At 33.0% G+C, this 22218-nt stretch carries 10 protein-coding genes; 4 read left to right on the top strand and 6 right to left on the bottom strand.

All coding sequences use genetic code 11. From position 1 onward, the window contains the following. Nucleotides 1-359 precede the first annotated feature (359 nt). The 6 genes from ABGB03_RS11655 to ABGB03_RS11630 all read right to left on the bottom strand — a co-directional run bounded on the left by ABGB03_RS11655 (nt 360) and on the right by ABGB03_RS11630 (nt 15755). A complete protein-coding gene (locus tag ABGB03_RS11655; protein ID WP_347922742.1) occupies nt 360-1337 on the bottom strand; it encodes a type IX secretion system membrane protein PorP/SprF in 978 nt (325 codons plus the stop codon). Between the two features lie 38 nt (nt 1338-1375). Further along, complete coding sequence (locus ABGB03_RS11650) at nt 1376-9601, bottom strand: T9SS type B sorting domain-containing protein (RefSeq protein ID WP_347922741.1); 8226 nt, start codon at nt 9599-9601, stop codon at nt 1376-1378. 70 nt (nt 9602-9671) lie between these two features. Beyond that, complete coding sequence (locus tag ABGB03_RS11645) at nt 9672-12155, bottom strand: PorP/SprF family type IX secretion system membrane protein (RefSeq protein ID WP_347922740.1); 2484 nt, start codon at nt 12153-12155, stop codon at nt 9672-9674. Between the two features lie 2 nt (nt 12156-12157). Continuing rightward, nucleotides 12158-13594 carry a gliding motility-associated C-terminal domain-containing protein gene (locus tag ABGB03_RS11640; protein ID WP_347922739.1) on the bottom strand — a complete coding sequence of 479 codons (1437 nt, stop codon included), beginning with the start codon at nt 13592-13594 and terminating at the stop codon, nt 12158-12160. Between the two features lie 160 nt (nt 13595-13754). After that, the gene (locus ABGB03_RS11635; RefSeq protein WP_347922738.1) at nt 13755-15059 is read right to left on the bottom strand and encodes a hypothetical protein; all 1305 of its coding nucleotides are present in this window, start codon (nt 15057-15059) and stop codon (nt 13755-13757) included. A 258-nt stretch (nt 15060-15317) separates the two neighbouring features. Next, complete coding sequence (locus ABGB03_RS11630) at nt 15318-15755, bottom strand: hypothetical protein (RefSeq protein ID WP_347922737.1); 438 nt, start codon at nt 15753-15755, stop codon at nt 15318-15320. A gap of 282 nt (nt 15756-16037) precedes the next feature. Between ABGB03_RS11630 and ABGB03_RS11625 the strand changes: the two genes are divergently transcribed. The 4 genes from ABGB03_RS11625 (at nt 16038) to ABGB03_RS11610 (ending at nt 22193) form a co-directional block, all read left to right on the top strand. Beyond that, nucleotides 16038-16682 carry a hypothetical protein gene (locus tag ABGB03_RS11625; RefSeq protein ID WP_347922736.1) on the top strand — a complete coding sequence of 215 codons (645 nt, stop codon included), beginning with the start codon at nt 16038-16040 and terminating at the stop codon, nt 16680-16682. 82 nt (nt 16683-16764) lie between these two features. Continuing rightward, nucleotides 16765-17178, top strand: coding sequence for a hypothetical protein (locus tag ABGB03_RS11620; protein ID WP_347922735.1), 414 nt, complete (start codon nt 16765-16767; stop codon nt 17176-17178). 118 nt (nt 17179-17296) lie between these two features. After that, nucleotides 17297-20986: an efflux RND transporter permease subunit gene (locus tag ABGB03_RS11615; RefSeq protein WP_347922734.1), complete on the top strand. Its 3690-nt coding sequence runs from the start codon at nt 17297-17299 to the stop codon at nt 20984-20986. Next, complete coding sequence (locus ABGB03_RS11610) at nt 20976-22193, top strand: TolC family protein (protein WP_347922733.1); 1218 nt, start codon at nt 20976-20978, stop codon at nt 22191-22193. Before ABGB03_RS11615 ends, ABGB03_RS11610 begins: the two co-directional genes overlap by 11 nt. Nucleotides 22194-22218: the final 25 nt, after the last annotated feature.

Raw genomic sequence — 22218 nt, 5'->3', positions numbered from 1 at the left:
TTTTAATCATTGGAGTCTATTCTATCACAATTAAGTTATAACTAAAAATCATATGAATATTAAAATTTCAAGACAAATTGATTAAAAAATTTTGTGAAAATATAATTTCATTCATGAAACACTTAAAAGTATATAATAAAATAAAAAAGCCTCAACTAGATTTAGGCTTTTAGTAATCTTATGTTCTGTTTAGAGCCGTTTATGTTTTATTAGAGAAAAATGTCCTGAATAAATATTTATATTTTCAAAATTTATTTTATACTAGTAATCTATTGCTTGTAATATTTAACGTCTAAGAGATGGCTTATTAGAACCGGTTATAAAGCTAGTTTGGTGATTATAAAAGAATTCAAAATATCTTACCAAGGGCTACGATTGTTAGTACAGGCACAATCACTAATTCCGCGTAAAAAATCTAATCCGATAGTAACGACATGTGTACCAGAATTATAAGGAGATAATCCATTGGTAGTAAATTGGTAAGCATACCCAAAATAAAATATAGATTGTTTAAACCCAACCATTGGACCTATGTTTAGAGGTTTAAAGAACTGATCATTAAGAAAACGATATGATATACCTCCCCAAAAGTAACTATCATCTTTCCCAAATTTTCTAACTTTCATATTTATATCAGTACTTGAGCGTTTGTCGCTTGAGAAATATTGGTAGTATACAGATGGTTCAAACTCAATGCCACCTTCTTTAGCTTGGCCATACGTATAACCTGCATAAAGTTGATAGTTTAATAATAAACTAGGTTCAAATGCTCTAACGCTTTCATCAATTTTTTTCTTTAAAATATTATTTAGGTTTAAACTAAAAAAGAATGCTCTGTATCTATACAACGCACCAACATCAAAGTTACTATTAGTAGTTTTTCTATCATCAGTAATAAAAGGATCGATTATTGGGTTTTCAGGAGTTGAGATAAAATTTTCAATGTCTATTCTAAAATTATTGATATTATAAGTAAGGCCTAACGATAAGTATTGTTCTGTTACTAAATCTAAAATGAGATGATGTGCAAAAGAGAATTTTGCTCCTTTTTGAATGGTATTTCCATTTCTATCATTATAAAATGACAATCCAACTCCAGAACGGTCTGCAATTCTAAAGTCTCCATAGAATGATTGATTGTCTGGAGCACCTTTAATTCCAACCCATTGTGTTAGGCCGTTTGCTCTAAGTTTTAAATTATCTCCAATACCAGCATAAGTTGGAGCAACAACAAAATTATTATCTGCCAAATATTGTGTAAAAACGGGTAAATTCAACTCTTGACCATAACTGTAACTTACAATTAGAGTTAAAAGATATATGATACGTTTTTTCATTTTTTTCATTTTAATGTTTAGATGCATAGCGCTAATTATTAGCGATATAAAGTAAAATGACCAACAAAATGGCGATTATCATTAGTATCGTTTAATTTCACTACATACCAGTAATCTCCAGTTGGGAGTTCATTACCATTATATTTACCATCCCATTTGTCACCCTGGTTAAGCGTGGCTATTACACGACCATATCTATCAAAAATATCGAACGTAAGATTTGGGTATTGAGCCGTACAACCTGGTCCCCAATCATCTTGAACACCATCGTCATTAGGCGTAAAATAATTTGGTATACAAACATCTACATAGGTCATCTCAATTATGGCAGTAGCTACACAACCATTAGCATCAGTTACAGTGACGGTGTAAGTACCAGTTTCATAAATAATAAATGTATCAGTACTTCCATAATCCTCTCCGTTTAATGTGTATTGATAAGGTTCTGAACCACCTGAAGTGATGGCCACAATTTGATTTATTTCACCCTCTTGTAATGTTAATACTAAAGGGTTAAAATCAGGAATATCAAAAAGTTCGGTTCTTTGTATACAACCGTTTGTATGTCTTACATCAATATAATGCCCTGTTCCTGCTGATACATTAACAAACACATTGCTAGCTTGATATAGACCACCATTTAATGAATAGTCTAAATCTGAAAGATTGGTGATACTATCATCAACAATCACAGTAACAATATTTGAAGGAGCATTATTCACACAACCAAATTCTACCTCAACTTGAGGGTCTATTAATACGGATTCAGGGGATGAAATATTCCATTCCGACTCACATCCAAGTGCATCACGCACATAAACAATGTGGTCGCCTCCAGATAATCCTGTAAAATCAAATTGTGTTTGAGTTGGACCACCTATTGTATAAGTGCCATTAATATCATCTAAACTAACGCTGTATGGTAAATTACCTCCAGAGATGTCAACACTAAATTCACCATCTAAATCGCCATCACAAATTTCGGGAAGTATAGAGCCTCCAACAATAGTAAGTGATACAGGAATTGGATCGTTTATTGTAAAATCAATAATCACAAAGCAGCCAAGTTCATCTTGCGCAATAGCTTGATAAACTCCTGGAGCAAGATCTTCAAATATTGGAGAGTCAAAGAACTGATTTAACTGTGGAGAAATGGCATATTTAATAATTCCAGTTCCACCAGAAGCAGTAATCTCAACCATTCCGTTATTGCTACCACTACAAGTGATATCAGTTACTGTATAATTTGCAACTAGAGGTGACGATGGTTCAGTAATGTTTATGATATCTGATGTTGCTAAACAATCACCACTTTCTACTTCTACTTGATAGGTTCCTGCTGGAAGATCAGTAAACACTCCTGGACTATTTTGTGTTGGAGCAGGTAAAATATCATTTCCTGATCCATCTTGTAAGGTGTATACGTAGCTACCTAATCCACCTTCGGCAGTCGCTACAATAACACCAGTATTATCTCCAACGCAATTAATAAAGATATCTGTTGCTTCCAAGTTAACATCCAATGTTGGAAGTGGATCAATTGTTATTTCGTTTGATACAGCAGAAATACATCCATTAGCATCTCTAACGTAATATTGATATGTTCCTGGTGTTACAGAAAATGTAGTTGATGATGCAAAAGACCCTAAAACAGTAGAAAAACTAACGTCATTACTATAAGTGTATGTTCCAGTCCCTCCTGAAGCACTTAAAGTAAGCGTCGCATCAATTGTACAAGTTGGAGTAGTAGCTGCTACTAAACTAGCTTCTACTTGAGTTGGCTCATTAATAGTAATATCTGCTGAAATAAACTCACAATTATAGCCATCAGTTACGACTACTTGATAGGTTCCAGCCCCTAGGTTACCGAACACATTCGATGACTGCGGACCAGACGTACTTACTGTAGGCAACAACATATTCAATGTATATGTATAGTTTGCACCTTGACCACCAGTTGTGGCATTTGCAGTTATTGTTGCATTATCATCTCCAAAACAAGACAATAGTGTTGTACTTGCAGTTACTGTTGAAGTTATTGGTGGTGGAATGTCTAGTGTTACAGTATCTGATGCTATACATCCTCCAGCGTCTCTAACATTTACTGTGTAAGTACCAGCTGATAAGTTTGTAAACGTTCCGTTTGCTGAGTAAGCAATTGTGGCTGCTCCAGTTAATTCATATTCGTAAGTGCCCCAACCACCACTTGCAATAGCAGTTATGGTACCACTATCATCATCACAGGTTACGTTTGACGTTTCCGTTGCAATCACAGTTAAAGCATCAGCTGGAGATGAAATGATGACATCAGTTGTGTTTGAACAAAACGGACTTGCAGTTTCAGTTATTACAACCGTATAAGTTCCTGCGATTAATCCCGTTACTATTTCTGGGTTAGTTGACGTATTCGCTGAAACAAGTCCAAAAACTGATGTACTTCCACTGTCAAACACTTCATAATTATATGCGCCAGTGTAACCGCTCACATTTAATTCAAAAGTACCTGTATTATCTCCAAAGCAAGTGACTGCTGTTGGTGTTGTAGTTAATGTAGGAAGCGTTGCCTCTGGAACTACAATTTCAACATCTTCAGTACATAATGTTGCTGTATCAGTCATAGTAACAGTATATGTTCCTGATGGTACACCAGAAAACACATTGCCAGCTAAGGTAATTGATGCAGGATTTGGACTTATAGAATAACTATAGGTTCCACTTCCACCAGAACCTGTAATGGTTATTTGCCCATCATCATTATTACAAGAAGGCATCGTGGTAATCTCTGGAATTAATTCTAATGAAGCTTCAATATCTACAGACACTAAATTCCCACAACCATTAGCATCTTGAACTTCTATTGTATGCGTTCCTGAGGCTAAATTAGATATTGTAAATGGTGCAGTAAGCGTTTGGAATGCACCACCATCAATACTATAACTGTAAGGCGCTATTCCAGCAGTTGTTAATGCAACATCTATTTCAAAATTCCCGTCGGTAACTGTACATTGATTGCTTACTGAAGCAGCAATGACTGGTTCAGGGTCATTCGGTAACACAATTACTGAAGTGCTTCTAATACAGCCATAAGCATCCATAACATGCGCATAATAGTTGTTTGCATCAACGTTAAATACATTAGCAGATGCCCAAGAAGGGTCTGTAGCTAACGGAGGCGTTGCAGACGTAGTTAATTGATATAAATATGGTGCAGTACCATTTGTTGCAATGGCACTAATAACTCCTGAATTTGGATTACAGTTTGCATTTTTATCAACCGTTGCTGTGATATTTAAATCAAAAGCAGATTCAGTGATATTAAAAGGAACAGTAACCACGCTACATCCAGCATTTGGCCCAGTAGTTTCTGTAATCAGTACAAAATAAGTTCCAAAAGGTAATGGTCCTAAATTGTTTACCGTTAAAGACCCTCCAGCTGCAACTGTACCAGAACCAGAGATACCAGTTGTAGTTGTTGCTAAGGAGTCAAATATTTCATAATTCACATCTGTTGACACACCATAAGTGCTATTTATTGTAAATGATACGTTCCCATCAGCACTACCAACACAGGTAATATTATTTGCTGTTAGGGCATCAGCTGTTAATGTTGAATTGGTTGGAATTGATGTTGTTGCTGTTTCAAAATAACTACAACCAGTAGAAGCATCATATACTATAAAAGTGTAGGTAACTCCAGGTAATAAACCTGTAAAAGTAGCCGATTGACTTCCAGGAGAATCTTCGGGAATCCATGTTCCTCCTGGTGGTGGAGGAGGAATAAATCCTCTATAAATATCAAAATAGAAAGGACCAGTACCAATTAAAGTTGTACCAATACTAATTACAGCTTCTCCACCCAAAGTACAATCAACCGTTGATGTTACAGAAATATCTAAATCATCTGGTGGTGATGCAACGAGTACATCTTGAATTAATATGGAACAGCCATTAGCATCAACAACATTGATTTGATATAGTCCAAAATCAACAACGTCAAACGTTGTAGATGTTGTACCAGAAACATTAAGCTCTGAGGCTGAATAACCATTAGTACCAGTTACAAAGTAATTATAAGGCGCAGTTCCTCCAGTAACACTATCAATTATTATTGACCCTTGTGACACGCCACTTGGGCTACAAGTAATATCAACAGTATGGTAGGTTACTAAAATTGGATCTGGTTCGGTTATGGTAATAGTTTCGGTATCTGTACAAGATTTTGAATCTGTTAATGTAATTGTATAATTGCCAGCAGGTAAACCACTTGTTTGAGTTCCGTAATCAGTGCTAGTAGTAGTAGTATAAACATTAATTGTAAATGGAGGTGTTCCAACATTTGGATTAATGGTTACTTGAATAGAACCGTTTAAATCGCCATTACATAGATTTGAAGTAGATGTTACTGAACTTATTTCAGGTAATGAAATAGCGTTTACTGTTTGCACTCCTGATTCTGTAATACAACCATTTGCATCAGTAATTTGAAATTGATATGTTCCATCAGTCGGAGCAATATAAGTAAATGGAGACCCTGTTGCACCTAACGAAGTATAAGCACCTCCGTTTATAGATACTGCATAAGTAAATGGTGCAGTTCCTCCAGTAATTGTTCCAGTGATGATAGCATCAGGGGAGGCTGTACAGTCTAAATCTTTTGTTAGAACCGTACTCACCGTCGTTGGAGGTAATGGCGCAATAGTGTATGATTCACTATATGTACAATCATTAGCATCTCTTACTTGAAATGTATAAGTTCCTGGAGCAAGTCCTGGGAAAATAGTTGATGTTTGGTAAGGAGTTGCTGAAACTGCTGGAGCAATAATTTGATATTCTAAAGGAGCAGTTCCTCCTGTAGTTCCTGTTATGGTGACATCAGAAGTAATTGATGGACAACTTAAAGGTGTATTGCTAAAAGTAAGATCAGTTGGTGGATTTAATACATCAATCGTTACTGGTACAGCAATAAATGTACAGTTGTTGTCATCTTGTATAGTTATAGTATAAGTTCCTGAAGTTAATCCTGTAAAAGTATTTCCTGATTGAAAAGTAAATCCATCAATACTATACATATATGGTGGAGTTCCACCAGTGACTCCTGAAACTGTAATAACTCCATTAGTTGTACACGTGTAAGGTGTTGTTAACGTTGCAGTGCCATCAATGGCAGTTACTGCAGAGATAGTTACAGTTTGCGGTGCAGTTGCACATACATCTGTTCCTAAAGTGTATTGAACAACTACATCATAATCTCCAGCAGCAAGTCCAGTAAAAATTGGTGAACTAAAAAATGTTGTGCCACCATCAATACTGTATTCTAAAGTATTTCCGTTGGGGTTTGTAACGTTAATACTAATTTCTCCAACATTACCAGCATCTGAACATAGAATATCTGTATGAGTAACTGTGTATTCTGGAGCAGGAGCAACGTCAACTGTTATAGTAGTATCTGCAGAACAGTTATTAGAATCTAGAACAGTAATATTATAAACCCCAGGCGTTGTAACCGTAATTATAGGTGTTGTTTGAAAAACAGTAGTGCTATTTACGAAATAGAAATATGGAGGAGTTCCACCTACAGGATATATGGTAATTTCTCCTTCGGTACATGTTAATGGTTTTGTAAGTGCAGCAGTTGCTGTTAATAATGGAGGTTCAATAATTTCTATATCACCAGTAAAAGCACAACCATCTTCAGTAGACACATTTATTGTATAAATTCCTGGATTTAAATTACTAAACGTATAATCACTTGGCACTATAGGCCCAACACTATTAATTAGTGTTGCTCCTTGATAAATTGAAAAGAAATATTGTGGATTTGCATCATTTGCAGCAATATGTACACTTCCTAAATCACCATTACAATACGGTTGCGTAATAATTGTTGAAACTGTAAAATCTCTTTCTCTAATTTGAACATCTGGAACTGAAAAAATACAAGGATTAGGAGATACGCCTATTTGTCTAATGTAGATAGAGTAAATTCCAGGAGTCGTAATAGAAAATATATTACTAGCTTGATAATTCACACCATCAATACTATATTCATAACCACTTGGAACATTATTGACTACAATTTCTCCTGGTGTTGTACATACAATATCTCTTGAGGTAACTGTAGGTTCTAATAAATTGGTATAAACATTAAAGTAGAATTGGTTAAAACAACCACCATCATAGTTTAGGGTTAGCCTGTATTGTCCAGCGGTATCCACTAAATAATCAGGTCCTGTGGCAACTTGATTCCATGTACAAGTAGCATCTTCGTTTGCACAATCTTGGTCTACAACTGCAGGACAACTAGTTTCATCTAATTTTTCCCAAATCATTGATGTAGTATCTGTAATTCCCGTTTGAATGAATCTTTCATCATTCGCACCACATAAAAATATATTTGGAAGTTCTTTTCCGTCATTAGGGCATATAACTATTTGATCTGCATATGGAAGTACAGGATTAGGCACATTTGCTCCAAACGTAATGACATTATATTCCTGCTCTATAGATTGGCAAGGTGCTGCTGCTGTATTAAATGAATAATATGTTCCTGTACTTGTAACTGTAATAGACTGTGTGGTTCCAATTACTGGAGTACCAGTTGGGCTAGTTGACCAAGAATATGAATCATAACCATTTGCAGCTGTTAAAACAACACTGTCACCACATAGAATGACTTCTTCTGAAAAAGTACAGTTTAAATCAGCTAGAAAATTAGTTGCAGCAGGTGTTAATAAACAACCTGTATTACTACTTAAACTAGGGTCATCGGTAATTTGAAAAGTAGGGTTTAATGTACCATAATACGTAGTGAATGCTTGATTGCTTATAATATTAGAACAAGCATCACTAAGCAAACTACAAGATTCTACAACTGTTACTTTAAATCTAATTTCTGAAACGGGGTCGTTTTCTTCAACTAAAGATTCATCAATTCTAAAAACAATTTCTTTTGTTGTTGGATTATAACTATCCACAGTAACTCCAGCTGGTAATGATACTATATCTGCAGGATAATTGAAAATGATATTAGTTGGTAGCACATCTCTAATAGTAATATTTGTAGCATCATCATTTCCTGTATTTTGAAAACCAATAACATAGTTAAGTTCATCACCAAGATTTACTAGCTGGCCACCAATATCATTACCTAAAGCATCTTCAACAATTTTAGTAAGGACTAAATTTGGCTCAATAATATCAACTGCTAAAGCGAAGAAATATGGAAAAAAGGTATCGCCACTTGTTTCTAAACGTACGGTTGCATTTGTAGCATTATTCGCGATAACAGTATTTCCAGGGTTAGGAACAACCATAACACCAGTGTCAAATCCTAAGGTATTAGTGCTATTAGGATTTCTATTTGTAACAGGTGTTGCATCTAATCGCGTTACCGAACTGTTAAAAAAGTTAGCTGCAGGTCTATCTACTGTTGAAAGATTTACACCATTAAGCAATAACTGATCACCCAGAATTGGGCTATCTCCTTCTAGAGTAGCAAATGCAAAATTAGCTCTTACAGGAGCTGGAGCAGGAATTGTTCTAAACCCTGAAACTGGTATATCTAACGAAGGATTTCCTCCTGGAACACTAATAGCACTAAAACCATCAAAACTGGTAATGGATTTACCAGGCATTGTTGGGTCTTCATAAACAATAAATAATGACCAACCAGCTGAATGTCCAGTTCCATTATATGGACTGTAAGTATCTGTTTGTCCTTGAGCACTAGACACATTAGCAATTGTATAGGTGCCAAGATTAGCACCATTGCCAATACCTGTAACAATAGATGTTACATCGGCATAAGCGGCATAAGGAAAGCTATCACCACCATCTACAGAGGTGCCATTAGCATTAAAAATAACAGTTCCAACTACATCATAATATGGACCAACTGGACCCTTAAATTTTACATCGGTAATTGATTCAGCACCATTGGTAACCGCTCCCCAATATAATCCAGCGTGTATAATTCTATAACAATTTGGGTTTGGTATTTCTAAATCTGCGCTAGAAGAGTTATATGTTGATGCATCCCCATCAATGTCAATATATTGCATATTAACGTTATGATTATATACCGAATTATCATTAAATGCATTGTTGTCTGGTCCTAAAATATTGTTACCAATTAAGACAATATCACCTTTTACATCTTGATCAAATCTAGGAGTAAATGGAACATAGTTTTGTGCAAAAGACTGTATCCCAAAAAATAGTGCTAAAATAACTAGGCTGGTTTTTAAATAAGTAGGTTTTTTCACGGCTGTATATTTTTGCATTTTTTTCAGTGTTGGGGAATCGTTGAAAAAAATGGTGCGTCTTCATTATATTTTATTTCTCAATTTTCACTATCGACATTTTACTGTTATATGGCTTACCATTATCTAATTGTATGGCTTTTCTTGCTTCGTCTATACTTTGAAATTTTTCATAATAAATAAAGTATTTACTTGAATTAATATCGTAGAAGAAGTCTATTTTTGGTTGACCAGCTGATATTACTTTTGTCAAGAATTCATCCCTTTTATCAACATCATTGTGCACTGCGAGTACAACATAATAACCTTCATCCACATGTTTTACATCTTTAACAATTTGTATGTTATCTAAAATACGTTCCTCACCAAAATCAAAATCTCTTTCGTTTAATAATCTATTAGCACCTATTTCTGTACTTTGTTTTATTTGATTAAGCGTAACTCTGTCTTTTTCATACCTATCTTCTTCATTATCATAAAGTGCTCGTTTTATTCTTCGGTTGCGCTCAAATTCTAAATCAAGATCAATTTTTTCTAATCGTGATACTAAAGATGCTTTTGATCGAATAGATAATTCTTGTTCATCTTTTAATTCTTTAATAGCATTACGGTAATACTCATTAGTTGCATCATTTTTATCTGAAACATTTTTAAGCCTATTGTTATATTGTTTCTCTAGTTCTTCAATATTTTTAGAGCGTTCACTTATTGCATTATCAACTTCTACTTTTAATGCTTCCAAGGCTCTATTTTGTGCAGTAACACTTTTAAAGGGCTTAGGCTCTTTATAGATTCCTTGTTCACTTAAATCGTTTTCTTCTTTTAAATCCTTAAGATCTTCATTTTTGTTCTCAACTGCTTCATTTAATCTGGTTAGCAAGTCTTCTTGTTTTTGCTTAGCTACTTTAGCTAGCTCTGTTATATTAAACATAGTTTTTGCTAACTCATCTTTATGAGTAATATCAAACTGTACTGCTTTTTCAGCTGCTAAACGCTCTCTTTCTGCTTTAGCTTTTAATTCAATTTCTTTTAATTTTTCCTCTGCGATACGAATTTCTTCATCTGCTTTAGCCTTTGTTTCTGCTGCCAATTTTGCTTCTTCAGCTTTAGCAATTAATTCAATTTCCTTAAGTTTTTCAGCTGCGATACGAGCCTCCTCATCTGCCTTCGCTTTTGCTGCTTTTTCAGCTGCTAAACGTTCTTTTTCTGCCTTAGCTTTTAATTCTATCTCTTTAAGCTTTTCTTCAGCAATACGAGCCTCTTCCTCAGATTTTGCCTTAGATTCAGCTGCTAATCTTGCTTTTTCATTAGCTTTAGCAATTAATTCAATTTCCTTAAGTTTTTCAGCTGCAATACGAGCTTCCTCATCTGCCTTAGTTTTAGCTGCTGCTTCAGCTTTTTTTCTAGCTTCTTCGTTAGCTATCAACTCTATCTCCTTAAGTTTTTCTGCAGCAACACGAGCGTCTTCGTCAGCCTTAGCCTTTGCTTTGGCTTCAGCAGCAAGTCTTGCATCTTCGTCCGCTTTAATTTTAGCTTGTGCTCGTTTTTCCCTATCTGCATTTGTCGTAGTAGATTTTGCTAAAACTTTTCTCCTCTTTTTAGGAATTACAAAAGCAGATTCCTCATCATCATCACTATAATAGAAGCTTTCTTTTTTCTTAAATCTATATGCCAAAGTAATGTCATGAGAGGACCCAAATGTTTCTAAATCTCCAATTGTTTTTTCGAAATTATATTCAATGGCGATTTGTTCTGTAATGTTTAGACCAATTCCGCCTGAAAATCCGTAAACGGTATTATAGCCAACTTGTCCCCAAATCCCTTTAGGCACTGTAAGCATTGCAATTCCAGAAATAATAGTATTATCTTTTCTGAATTCAGATCTGATTAGTGTTGAAAATTTTGTTTCATCAAAAAAGCCCCGAGCATCCATGTAGCCTGTATACATTATGTGCGCTTGAATGTTTTGTTGAGGATCTTCTTCAATCAATTCAGAAGCTTTTAAATTATATTGTACCAAGTTGTTTACAGATATTCCTAAATCAAAAAATTGGGTTCCATAATTAATACCAGGACTTATACTCAATAAAAAGTTTGATGGAATATTATCAAGCGAAGGATCTGGAACATTAGTTACAACATTCGCCTCATTGATACCACTTTTATATACACCTAAATTTAAACCAAAAGTTAGATTGCTTTCTTGTTGAAGCCTTGCATTGTATGCAAAGTTTAAAATACCTCCAAATGATGTTAGTACGCCATGGTTTTTTTGAAACAGACCAACTCCAACACCAATATTCTCTCTAAACCTGCCAGAATAACTAGCTAAATAGGTTAGAGGCGCATCGTTAAATTGTACCCACTCTCTTTTGTTAGTGAAACTTAGGTATTTATTTTGTTCTCTTACAAAACTAAAAGTAGGATTTACAACAAACCTATTAAATCTTAAAGAATTTCTAACTGGAATTGCAAGCGAAGCTACTCCATCTTCTTGTGAATAGGAAAGTTGCATTGCGCAGAAAAAAATCAATATGATTAATAAATTAATTTTCATGTTTATCTCACTACTGTTATCGAGCCTTTTCTTGTGTTATTATTTTGAGTTGTAATTACATAATAATAAACTGGGTTTACGTTTTTAAAATTCAATTCTTCTTGTGGCCAATTATTTTGATAATTAGTTGTTTTTAAAACTATCTTGCCATAAGTGTCCATAATTATTACTTCTGTGTTTGTTCCAGAGACAAATTCTTGTGGAATCATCCATGTATCATTAATATTATCACCATTTGGACTTATTAAATTTGGAATGTTTGAAACATCTGGAAACGGATTGCTAACCACAAAATTGAATTCCATTGATGCATTACAGCCGACTGTTTGGGTAATAATGACTTTATAATTACCAATTTGAGAAACTTCATAACTATTATTAATTGCTCCAGAAATAATGTCATTATTCAAATACCAAACATATTCTGGACTATCTGCTGTTGTAGAAACTGTAATCATTAAGGTTTCTCCTTCTGCTATGTAATTAATGTCAGAAACATCAATACTACTTGTAAAACCTGTGTTATCAAGTTCAATGGAAGCACTTGCTGTGCAATCACCTAAATCAATATTTACCTCATATATACCAGATTCGTTGGTAACTAACATTTGGTCTGTTGCTCCTGAAATTTCTTCACCATCTTTAAACCATTTATAGCTATTTCCATTTATAGCGCTCAAAGTGGTAGGGCCTTGAGTTGAGCAATACGGATTTCCTAGACTTGAGCTTATAGATGATGTGGTTTGTCCTGAAGATGCTTCACTAACTGTGACGCGATTTGAAAAGGAATCTGATGTACAAGAGCCATAATTAGTTTTAACAAAGTATACACCTGGTTCAGTTACAGACAATGTTTCTCCCGAAGCTACAAAAACTGAAGTTGTTGGGCTAGTCTCTTTATACCAATTAAATGTCAATGATGGATACTGTAACGGCGAATTGTTTGATTCATTTCCTGGATTATCAATACTCAATAAATAACTGCTTCCTGAGCAAAAAACAGCTGTAGAAATTAAGTTATTAATTGAAAATGGTTCGTCTTGAATTTTATAGTATGCTGGAAAAGCAACAGAGCCTATGCTTGTCGCAGCTGGAGCCGTACTTTTTATTCTGACTTTGTAAGTTTCACTTGCGGTTGTATTTGGCAACGAGAAACCTAAAGTTGCAGGCGATGTTGTAATAGCACCTTGGGTAGATGTGTAAACGGTTGTTGGATTAGAAAAACTACCTGTATCATCTGAAAGCTCTATTATAAATTGATTAGTTGTGTTTAATTCTGATTCAGGAGAAAATGAAAATGTTACATAGTAAGTATTAAAAGACTCGTTTGCACAAGCTTGACTAAAACTTAAGCTAGGTGTGCTAATTACTATTTGTGCACTAATAGTGTAAGTTAAAGAAAAAAGAAAGAAAATAATTAAGGTAAAGTTTCTCATCATACATTATCTATTTACTAGTTAAATGTTTTAGTTGTTCAACGTTTTTACGTCAATTATGGATTAGCAATAACTAACTTAGCTTAAGTAAACAATGGATAAGGGGGTAAATGAGGAAGACTTAAGAGCTTATAATGCTATAATTTGATTAAACATCTTAATATTAATCATCTGTTGATGCCATTATGCTGTTAATTCGCAATCTAAAGTCAGGTCTTTTCTTGTTTTCTGCATTAATAAATGTTTCAGCATCATTGCCTTTAGAGTAGACATTAAAAAAGGCTCTATTACCATACCAATTTTCTAAATCTTCATTATTCAAATTATACTTGGTAAATATATTTCCGTTGCAATTGTTGAAATACATATCTGTAAGCTTTATTTTTTCTAGATTTTCTTGATTAACAGTAATTTTATCATCAAGTAATATTGCTGGGTTGAAACCAGAAATAACGCTTTTGTTTAAATTTAACGAGGCATTTTGACCTACGAACACAGCTTCTTTTACTAAGCCAGATTCAATATCTGATACTAAATTTTCACTATTATTTATCAATGTTAAATTTTGTGCAACGACTAAAGTTCCTTTTTTTGTAAAGTCAACTTCATTTTTTTCATCATAAGACTTAATTAGCATAGATCTTGATCCATCACTACTTGATACATATGGAGATCTAACGGCTAAAGAATTATATAACTGACATTGCGCGCCATAATTAAACTTAAAATCATTTTTATTAGATTTATAAGACACTACTTTTTCTAAATGAACCTCTCCACCCCAAACTTCTAATGAATTACCAGCGGAATAGCTTATCATTATGTTTTCTAGAGTCGTTTGGTTACCAACACTTGCTAATAATAATCCATTAAAATTACCAGCTCCTTTAATTCTCTTTCCTGCATATTCTATTCTTACATATTTTAAAATACCTGATGAACCAGTAAGGCTATCTCCTCCATGATTTGTGTACTCATAATTTGAAGGCTGAAGCTGTGGATAATAAGTAGCTACTGAGCCATTGCCAAATTTATTACTTGGCGCATCACCAAGAATGATAATTCCTCCCCAATCACCAGATCTTTTTACACCTCTATTGGATGTAAAAACAATAGGATCAGTTTCTTCACCATCTGCAATTATTTTAGATCCTCTGCTTATTGTTAATGATGCCTTTGACTTATAATCACCAATAATTACTGTTCCTGGTTCTATGTTTAGAGTAGCATTGTTTGTAACAAACACACTGCCCATTAACATATAAACATATTTTTTAGACAATGTTATATCTTGAGTTATATTCCCTGCTAATATTTGTGTAGGTTCACCATAATCAACTGAGTTAGAATCAAATTCAGTCCAGTTATTTAGCCAATTACTAATTCCTACTATTCCTTTTTCTTGTTGAGCAGATATGTTTCCAATAACAAAAAGAAACATGCATAAGATTTGGGTAAAGTTTTTCATAACGAAAATTTCAAAATTATATTCTTTATTTATACCACAAATCTATGTAACTCATCTTTAAAAAGCAAATATACTCGATTAAATGCATTAATATATATAATTTTTCTTACATATAATATTATGTTAAATGAGTAAAAAGCAAAAAAACATGCTCTTTTTTAATCATATGATTAAAAAAGAGCATGTTTAATCTTTATAAAATTGATTTTTTACAAATGTTTAATAAATTTTCAAACAGTTATAAAATGAAAAGTATTGCTAATCAAATTCATTATATTCATGTAGTAACTTCATTGTTTCTTCATAAAATAGAATAGCTGCAATCAGGTTGCTTTTATCTGAATATGGTAACATTTTTCTTTGGAATTCAATTGTAGTTTTAAGAAAATCATCGGTAGCTTCTACTTTATTCTCAAGGGTCTTTCTATTTTCTTTTGTATTTGGAATGCCAAATGTAGACATTGTTTTACCTGGTTTAGTTGCAAAAGCAATATATGGTAATACCCTTACTAGACTTTCTATACGTTCAATATATAAGCCTAATAGCTCACCTTTTTGCATCCTATTTAATTCTTCTTTATTATGGTATTTTTTGATACCTACTCCTGAACTAATAATACTTTGAGGTTCGTTTTTATCTTGGGCAAAGCTAATACCAAATACGAACAAAAAACTAATTAAAATAAGCTTCTTCATGATTTAGGTTTAAGGGTTTTTAATAATGCAAATTTATGCAATTAATCGAGAAAAAAAAGCATTTTATCGATTATTTGTGTTTATAAAAAATGAATTAGCACTTTTCAATGTGTTTTTTGTTAATGAGAATTTTGTGTTTTTGCACTTCATCGATTCATCGATGAATATTTCCTTTTACTAGATTTTTAATACATACATCGTAATAATTTAGCATTTATACGATTTTTATTTATAGGTAGACTTAAATATTTAATTTTAAGCTAATTAATAAATAATTACCCCATGAAAAGCCTACTTACACTTATTAGTTTTACTTGTTTTTTAGTATTAGGTTATGCTCAAAATACCTTAGAAATTAATAATGATTTTGAAGAAAATTTAACTGATTATAAGAAACGGAATCCAATCTATGACTATTCAGAAAATCAATTAAACAATACAGACACAATTCCAGGTTTTGAAACCAAAGCCAATAAATTAAAGATTACTGGAACTATTTATGAGAGTGATGGTGTAACACCAGCCAAAGATGTTATTTTATATATATATCAATCCGATGAGAATGGTGATTATGAAATAAAAAATGTGAATGATAGACGTTATGTTTATCATAGAGGTTGGATAAAAACCAATACAGAAGGACAATATACATTTTACACCTTTATACCTGGTTCGGCTATAACACCTCTCACATTTCCGCGTAGAAGAGGTCCAAAACAGATACTACCGACAATTAAAGAGCCAAACAAGTCTGAATATAATCTTAGTGCATTTTTGTTTGAAGATGATCCTTTATTGACAAAATCTTGTCGTAAAAGGTTAAAGCGAAAAGGTATAGATAGCATTTTAAAACTTAAAAAAGAAGATGGTATGTATGTGGCAATCAAAAATATTGTGCTAAATAAAAGTGCTGAGGTGTATAAGTAAAAAAATATCTAATACTTAACAACCATAAGATCATCAATATTTTAACATTGTATTGTTATAATTTCATATATTTACAATTGCAATGAAATCTATGCTCCATAAAATACTATCTATTACTATGGCTTTTGTAGTCCTATTTTCTACAATGTCATTTACCGTTAATAAGCATTATTGTGGCAATACACTTGTTGATACTTCTTTATTTAGAGAAGCAAAGTCATGTGGGATGGAAATGCAGAACAATTTAAGTAAAGATTGTTCAATCATAAAAAAGAATTGCTGTAGCAATGAGCAAATAGTTATAGAAGGTCAAGACAACTTGAAGCTTGACTTCTCCAAAATTGATTTCCAAGAAAAAATCTTTCTTACTTCGTTTGTTTATACTTACATCAGCCTTTTTGAAGGTATTACAAAAGAAAGTATTCATTTTAAAGAGTACTCACCTCCTCTTATAGTCAAGGACATACATACGCTTGACGAAGTTTATTTAATTTGATTTTAAGTTTTTAGAGAAATATCCCAATTAGTATTAGTAACATACTAAATATGGGCTTATTTTGATATACGTATTTATTATAGAAATATAATATTCTAAACACTTAAAATAATTACTTATGCTAAATAAAAGCATTAAATTTTTAATAGAAAATAAATTAGTTGCAGTATTGCTTCTAGCTTTATTTATTGGTTGGGGAGTTACCAACGCACCATTTAACTGGGATACTGGAAGCTTTCCTAGAAGTCCTGTTGCTGTTGATGCTATTCCTGATATTGGTGAAAACCAACAAATTGTATTTACTAAATGGGATGGTCGCTCACCTCAAGATATAGAAGATCAAATAACTTATCCTTTAACAACATCTTTATTAGGAATACCAGGAGTTAAAACGATACGTAGTTCATCTATGTTTGGGTTTTCAAGTATCTATGTCATTTTTGAAGAAGACGTAGAGTTTTATTGGAGTAGAAGCCGCATTTTAGAAAAATTAAATTCCTTACCTAATGGATTGCTACCAAATAATATCCAACCAAGTTTAGGTCCAGATGCGACTGGACTAGGACAAATTTTCTGGTATACATTAGAAGGACGGGATGAGAATGGTAAAGTTACTGGAGGATGGGATTTACATGAGCTACGAAGCATACAAGATTATTATGTTAAGTATGGATTGTCTTCAGCATCTGGTGTGTCTGAAGTGGCATCCATTGGCGGTTATGTGCAAGAGTATCAGGTAGATGTTAACCCTGATGTTTTAAAAGAGTATAATATCTCCTTAGATCAAGTAGTAAATGCTGTTAGAAAAACAAACAAAGATATTGGTGCTAAAACCATTGAAATTAATCAAGCAGAGTATTTAGTTCGTGGACTAGGTTATGTAAAATCTACTGAAGATATTGAAACAGCAGTAGTTACTTCAGAGAATAACACACCAATTCTTATTAAAGATGTTGCCAAAGTATCTTTAGGACCAAGTGAACGAAGAGGAATTCTTGATAAGGAAGGAGCCGAAGTTGTTGGAGGTGTAGTTGTTGCTAGATATGGTGCTAATCCAATGGAAGTGATTAATAACGTAAAGAAACAAATTATTGAGCTAAGTGAAGGCTTGCCTACTAAAGTGCTAAAAGATGGTCGTACGTCACAACTTACAATTGTACCATTTTATGATAGAACTGAACTTATACAGGAAACCTTAAATACACTTAATGAAGCATTAACCTTAGAAATTTTAGTTACCATTTTAGTAATCATTATTATGGTATTCAATTTAAGAGCGTCTATATTAATATCTGGATTATTACCAGTTGCAGTGCTTATGGTATTTATTGGTATGAAACTCTTTGGTGTTGATGCAAATATAGTAGCGCTTTCTGGTATTGCCATTGCTATTGGAACAATGGTAGATGTTGGTGTAATTCTTTCTGAAAATATTATTCGACATATCGATGAGTATAGAGAAAAATTTCCAATAAACACTATTGTTTTTAATGCTACTAAAGAAGTGTCTGGAGCAATTTTAACTGCAGTAATGACCACTGTAATTAGTTTTATTCCTGTGTTTACTATGATTGGAGCAGAAGGCAAGTTATTTAGACCTTTAGCAGCAACAAAAACTATGGCACTTATTGCTTCGGTTATGATAGCCTTATTTCTAATTCCACCTTTTGCAGCATGGTTATTTGGATGGAAATCGCCTAAAAGAAAAGTTGGTTATATTTTAAATGTAATACTAGGTGTATTTGGCATTGTAGTTATTTTAAGTGGCTATTTACTAGGAATAATTCTTATAGCTTTTGCTATTGTAAACGTTTTAAAATTAAAAGGCACATTATCTAAATTACAGGCTAATAAAGTTAATATAGCTATTTCGGCTATAGCTATAATTTTTATGCTAAGTGTGTATTGGCGACCTCTAGGTGTAGATTATAGTATTATTTCTAACCTTGTTTTTGTAAGTATTATTTGTTTTGGCTTATTGGCAGTGTTTACCTTATTTAGACGTTATTATGTGCGTATTTTAAGTTGGGCATTAGCACATAAATTACTCTTTTTAAGTATACCAACAATTATAGTTTTCTTCGGAATTAATATTTGGAGCAATACAGGAAAAGAATTTATGCCATCGTTAAATGAAGGGTCTTTTTTATTGATGCCTACATCGTTGCCTCATTCAGGTATAGCAGAAAACAAGCGTGTATTACAACAGTTAGATATGGCTGTTGCAACTATTCCAGAAATAAAAACTGTTGTAGGTAAAGCTGGACGTGTTGAAAGTGCATTAGATCCTGCTCCTTTATCAATGTATGAGAATATTATTATTTATAAGCCTGAATATAAGTTAAATGTAGAAGGTGAACGAGAAACATTTAAAATAAATGAAGATGGTTTATTTGAAACTAAGTCAGGTAATTTTGTGCCTTCAGGAAGTAAAATAGATACTTCAGAGTTGATTATGGACGATGATGGCGCGTATTATCGCAATTGGCGACAACATATAAAATCCGCCGATGATATTTGGAATGAAATTGTAAAGGTAACAAAACTGCCTGGAGTGACTTCGGCACCTAAATTACAACCTATAGAAACACGATTGGTGATGCTACAAACAGGTATGCGCGCACCAATGGGAATTAAGGTGAAAGGGCAAAATTTAAAAGACATTGAAAGTTTTGGATTGCAACTAGAAAGTATTCTAAAACAGATACCCGAAGTTAAAAAAGAAGCTGTATTTGCTGACCGAATCGTTGGCAAACCATATTTGTTAATTGATATAGATAGAGAAAAAATTGCACGCCATGGTATTTCTATTGAAGATGTACAAACAATTATTGAAATCGCAGTAGGAGGAAAAGTACTCACGCAGACAGTTGAAGGTAGAGAGCGTTACGGAATTCGTGTACGCTATCCAAGAGAGCAGCGATCAAGTCCTGAGGATTTAGAGAATATTTATGTGCCTACTAAGAGCGGAGTTCCTATTCCTTTAAAAGAATTAGTAAATATTAAATATGAACAAGGACCACAGGTTATTAAAAGTGAAGACACTTTTTTAGTTGGCTATGTGCTTTTTGATAAGGTTGCTGAAGAAGCAGAGGTCACCGTTGTAGAAAAAGCTCAAAAAGCTATTCAAGGTGCTATTGAAAGAGGCGAATTAATTGTTCCAAAAGGTGTGAGTTATAAATTTACAGGAACTTATGAAAATCAGTTAAGAGCAGAGAAAACATTATCAGTAGTAGTGCCATTAGCTCTAGTAATCATATTTCTAATTTTGTACTTCCAGTTTAGGTCAGTTTTAACATCTTTAATGGTATTTACAGGGATTGCAGTAGCGTTTGCTGGAGGCTTTATCATGATTTGGCTATATGGCGAGTCATGGTTTTTAAACATCGATCTTTTTGGATTTAATCTTAGAGAATTATTTCAGATGAATCCAGTTAATTTAAGTGTCGCAGTTTGGGTTGGGTTTATTGCATTATTTGGTATTGCTACAGACGATGGTGTAGTTATGGCAACCTATTTAAAACAAACATTTGATAAAAACACGCCTAAATCAGTATCAGAAATTAGAAATTCGGTAATTGAAGCAGGAGAAAAACGAATTCGTCCATGCTTAATGACTACAGCAACAACAATTTTAGCGTTGTTGCCTATTTTAACGTCTACAGGTAGAGGAAGTGATATCATGATACCAATGGCAATACCTAGTTTTGGAGGGATGCTTATTGCATTAATTACATTATTTGTAGTTCCTGTTTTATATAGTTTGAGTAAAGAAGTTTCATTAAAACGTATACAAAATGAAAGCTAAAAATATTTATTTAACAACTATCAGTTTTCTTGCTATTGGCTTTTGTAATGCACAAACATTACAAGAGTATTTAAATATTGCAAAAACTAATAGCTCTGAAATTAAAGAAAAGACTTTTGAACATAATCTATATGAAGAAAAGGTAAATGAAGTAGGGAATTTAGGTAATACTAATATTGGATTTGGATATTTTGTGTCAACTCCAGAAACACGCGTAGGAGCTCAAATTGCTAGGTTAAGTGCGGAACAACAACTCCCTTGGTTTGGAACATTAGAAGCAGAGAAGCGTGTTGCACAATCAATGTCTAAAACAAAATTGTTTGATATAGAATTAGCCGAAAGAGATCTGTTGTACAAAGTTAAAGAATTGTATTATCAATTGTATGAAAAACACAAAATCACAACCATTCTTAAAGAAAGTAAACAAATACTAACAACTTACGAGAATATGGCACTTTCTGCTTTAGAGAACAATAAAGCAACAATGAGTGATGTGCTTAATATTAAGGTTCAAAAAAACGAATTGCATAGTAAAATTTTTAAAAACTTAAACGAGATAGATGCTCTAAGCAAAAATTTTAATAGGCTTTTGCAACGTGATTTAAATATTCAAATAGAGATGCCTGATAGCTTAAGCGTACTAGATATATTAATAAAAGAGCCGACTATTAACGAGCATCCTAGTTTATCTAAAATAGATCAACAAAGTAACGTTTATAAGGCAGAAGATGTATTAGTAAATAAAGATAAGTTACCAAAACTGGCTTTTGGATTAGATTATATTTTGGTTGAAGAAAGACAAGATTTAAAACTAACAGATAATGGAAAAGATATTGTTATGCCAAAAATTGGTTTATCAATTCCATTGTTTACCAAAAAGTATGATTCTAAAACGCAACAAATTAAAATTAAACAAGATGTTTTAGCCTCAAAAAAGGAAAATACAATAAAGCAACTGGAAATGGCTCTTGAAGAAAGTATTCTACAATTAGATAATGCCATTTTAAATGTTGTGGCTACTCAAAAAAATAAAACTGAAACCCAGTTAGCAATTAATGTAGACTTAAAAGCTTATGAAACAGGGATTTTAAATTATGATAAAATTTTAAGATTACAATTACAAAAAATAAAGTTCCAACTTATGGAGGTTGAGGCAGTAAAAACAGCCTTTGTTGCTAAAGCAAAGACGGAGTATTTAACTGAGTGATTATAAATTCAATTAAAAAAGATAA

It is taken from the genome of Pontimicrobium sp. SW4, from assembly GCF_039954625.1.
Classification (GTDB): domain Bacteria; phylum Bacteroidota; class Bacteroidia; order Flavobacteriales; family Flavobacteriaceae; genus Pontimicrobium.
The sequence above is the reverse complement of the archived record's forward strand: the minus strand, read 5'-3'. Positions and strand labels throughout refer to the sequence as shown.

What these genes read in the sequence shown, in the direction of transcription:
- ABGB03_RS11655 (WP_347922742.1), bottom strand. Translation starts at nt 1,337, where the DNA reads ATGAAAAAACGTATCATATATCTTTTAACTCTAATTGTAAGTTACAGT.
- ABGB03_RS11645 (WP_347922740.1), bottom strand. Translation starts at nt 12,155, where the DNA reads ATGAAAATTAATTTATTAATCATATTGATTTTTTTCTGCGCAATGCAA.
- ABGB03_RS11640 (WP_347922739.1), bottom strand. Translation starts at nt 13,594, where the DNA reads ATGATGAGAAACTTTACCTTAATTATTTTCTTTCTTTTTTCTTTAACT.
- ABGB03_RS11635 (WP_347922738.1), bottom strand. Translation starts at nt 15,059, where the DNA reads ATGAAAAACTTTACCCAAATCTTATGCATGTTTCTTTTTGTTATTGGA.
- ABGB03_RS11630 (WP_347922737.1), bottom strand. Translation starts at nt 15,755, where the DNA reads ATGAAGAAGCTTATTTTAATTAGTTTTTTGTTCGTATTTGGTATTAGC.
- ABGB03_RS11625 (WP_347922736.1), top strand. Translation starts at nt 16,038, where the DNA reads ATGAAAAGCCTACTTACACTTATTAGTTTTACTTGTTTTTTAGTATTA.
- ABGB03_RS11620 (WP_347922735.1), top strand. Translation starts at nt 16,765, where the DNA reads ATGAAATCTATGCTCCATAAAATACTATCTATTACTATGGCTTTTGTA.
- ABGB03_RS11615 (WP_347922734.1), top strand. Translation starts at nt 17,297, where the DNA reads ATGCTAAATAAAAGCATTAAATTTTTAATAGAAAATAAATTAGTTGCA.
- ABGB03_RS11610 (WP_347922733.1), top strand. Translation starts at nt 20,976, where the DNA reads ATGAAAGCTAAAAATATTTATTTAACAACTATCAGTTTTCTTGCTATT.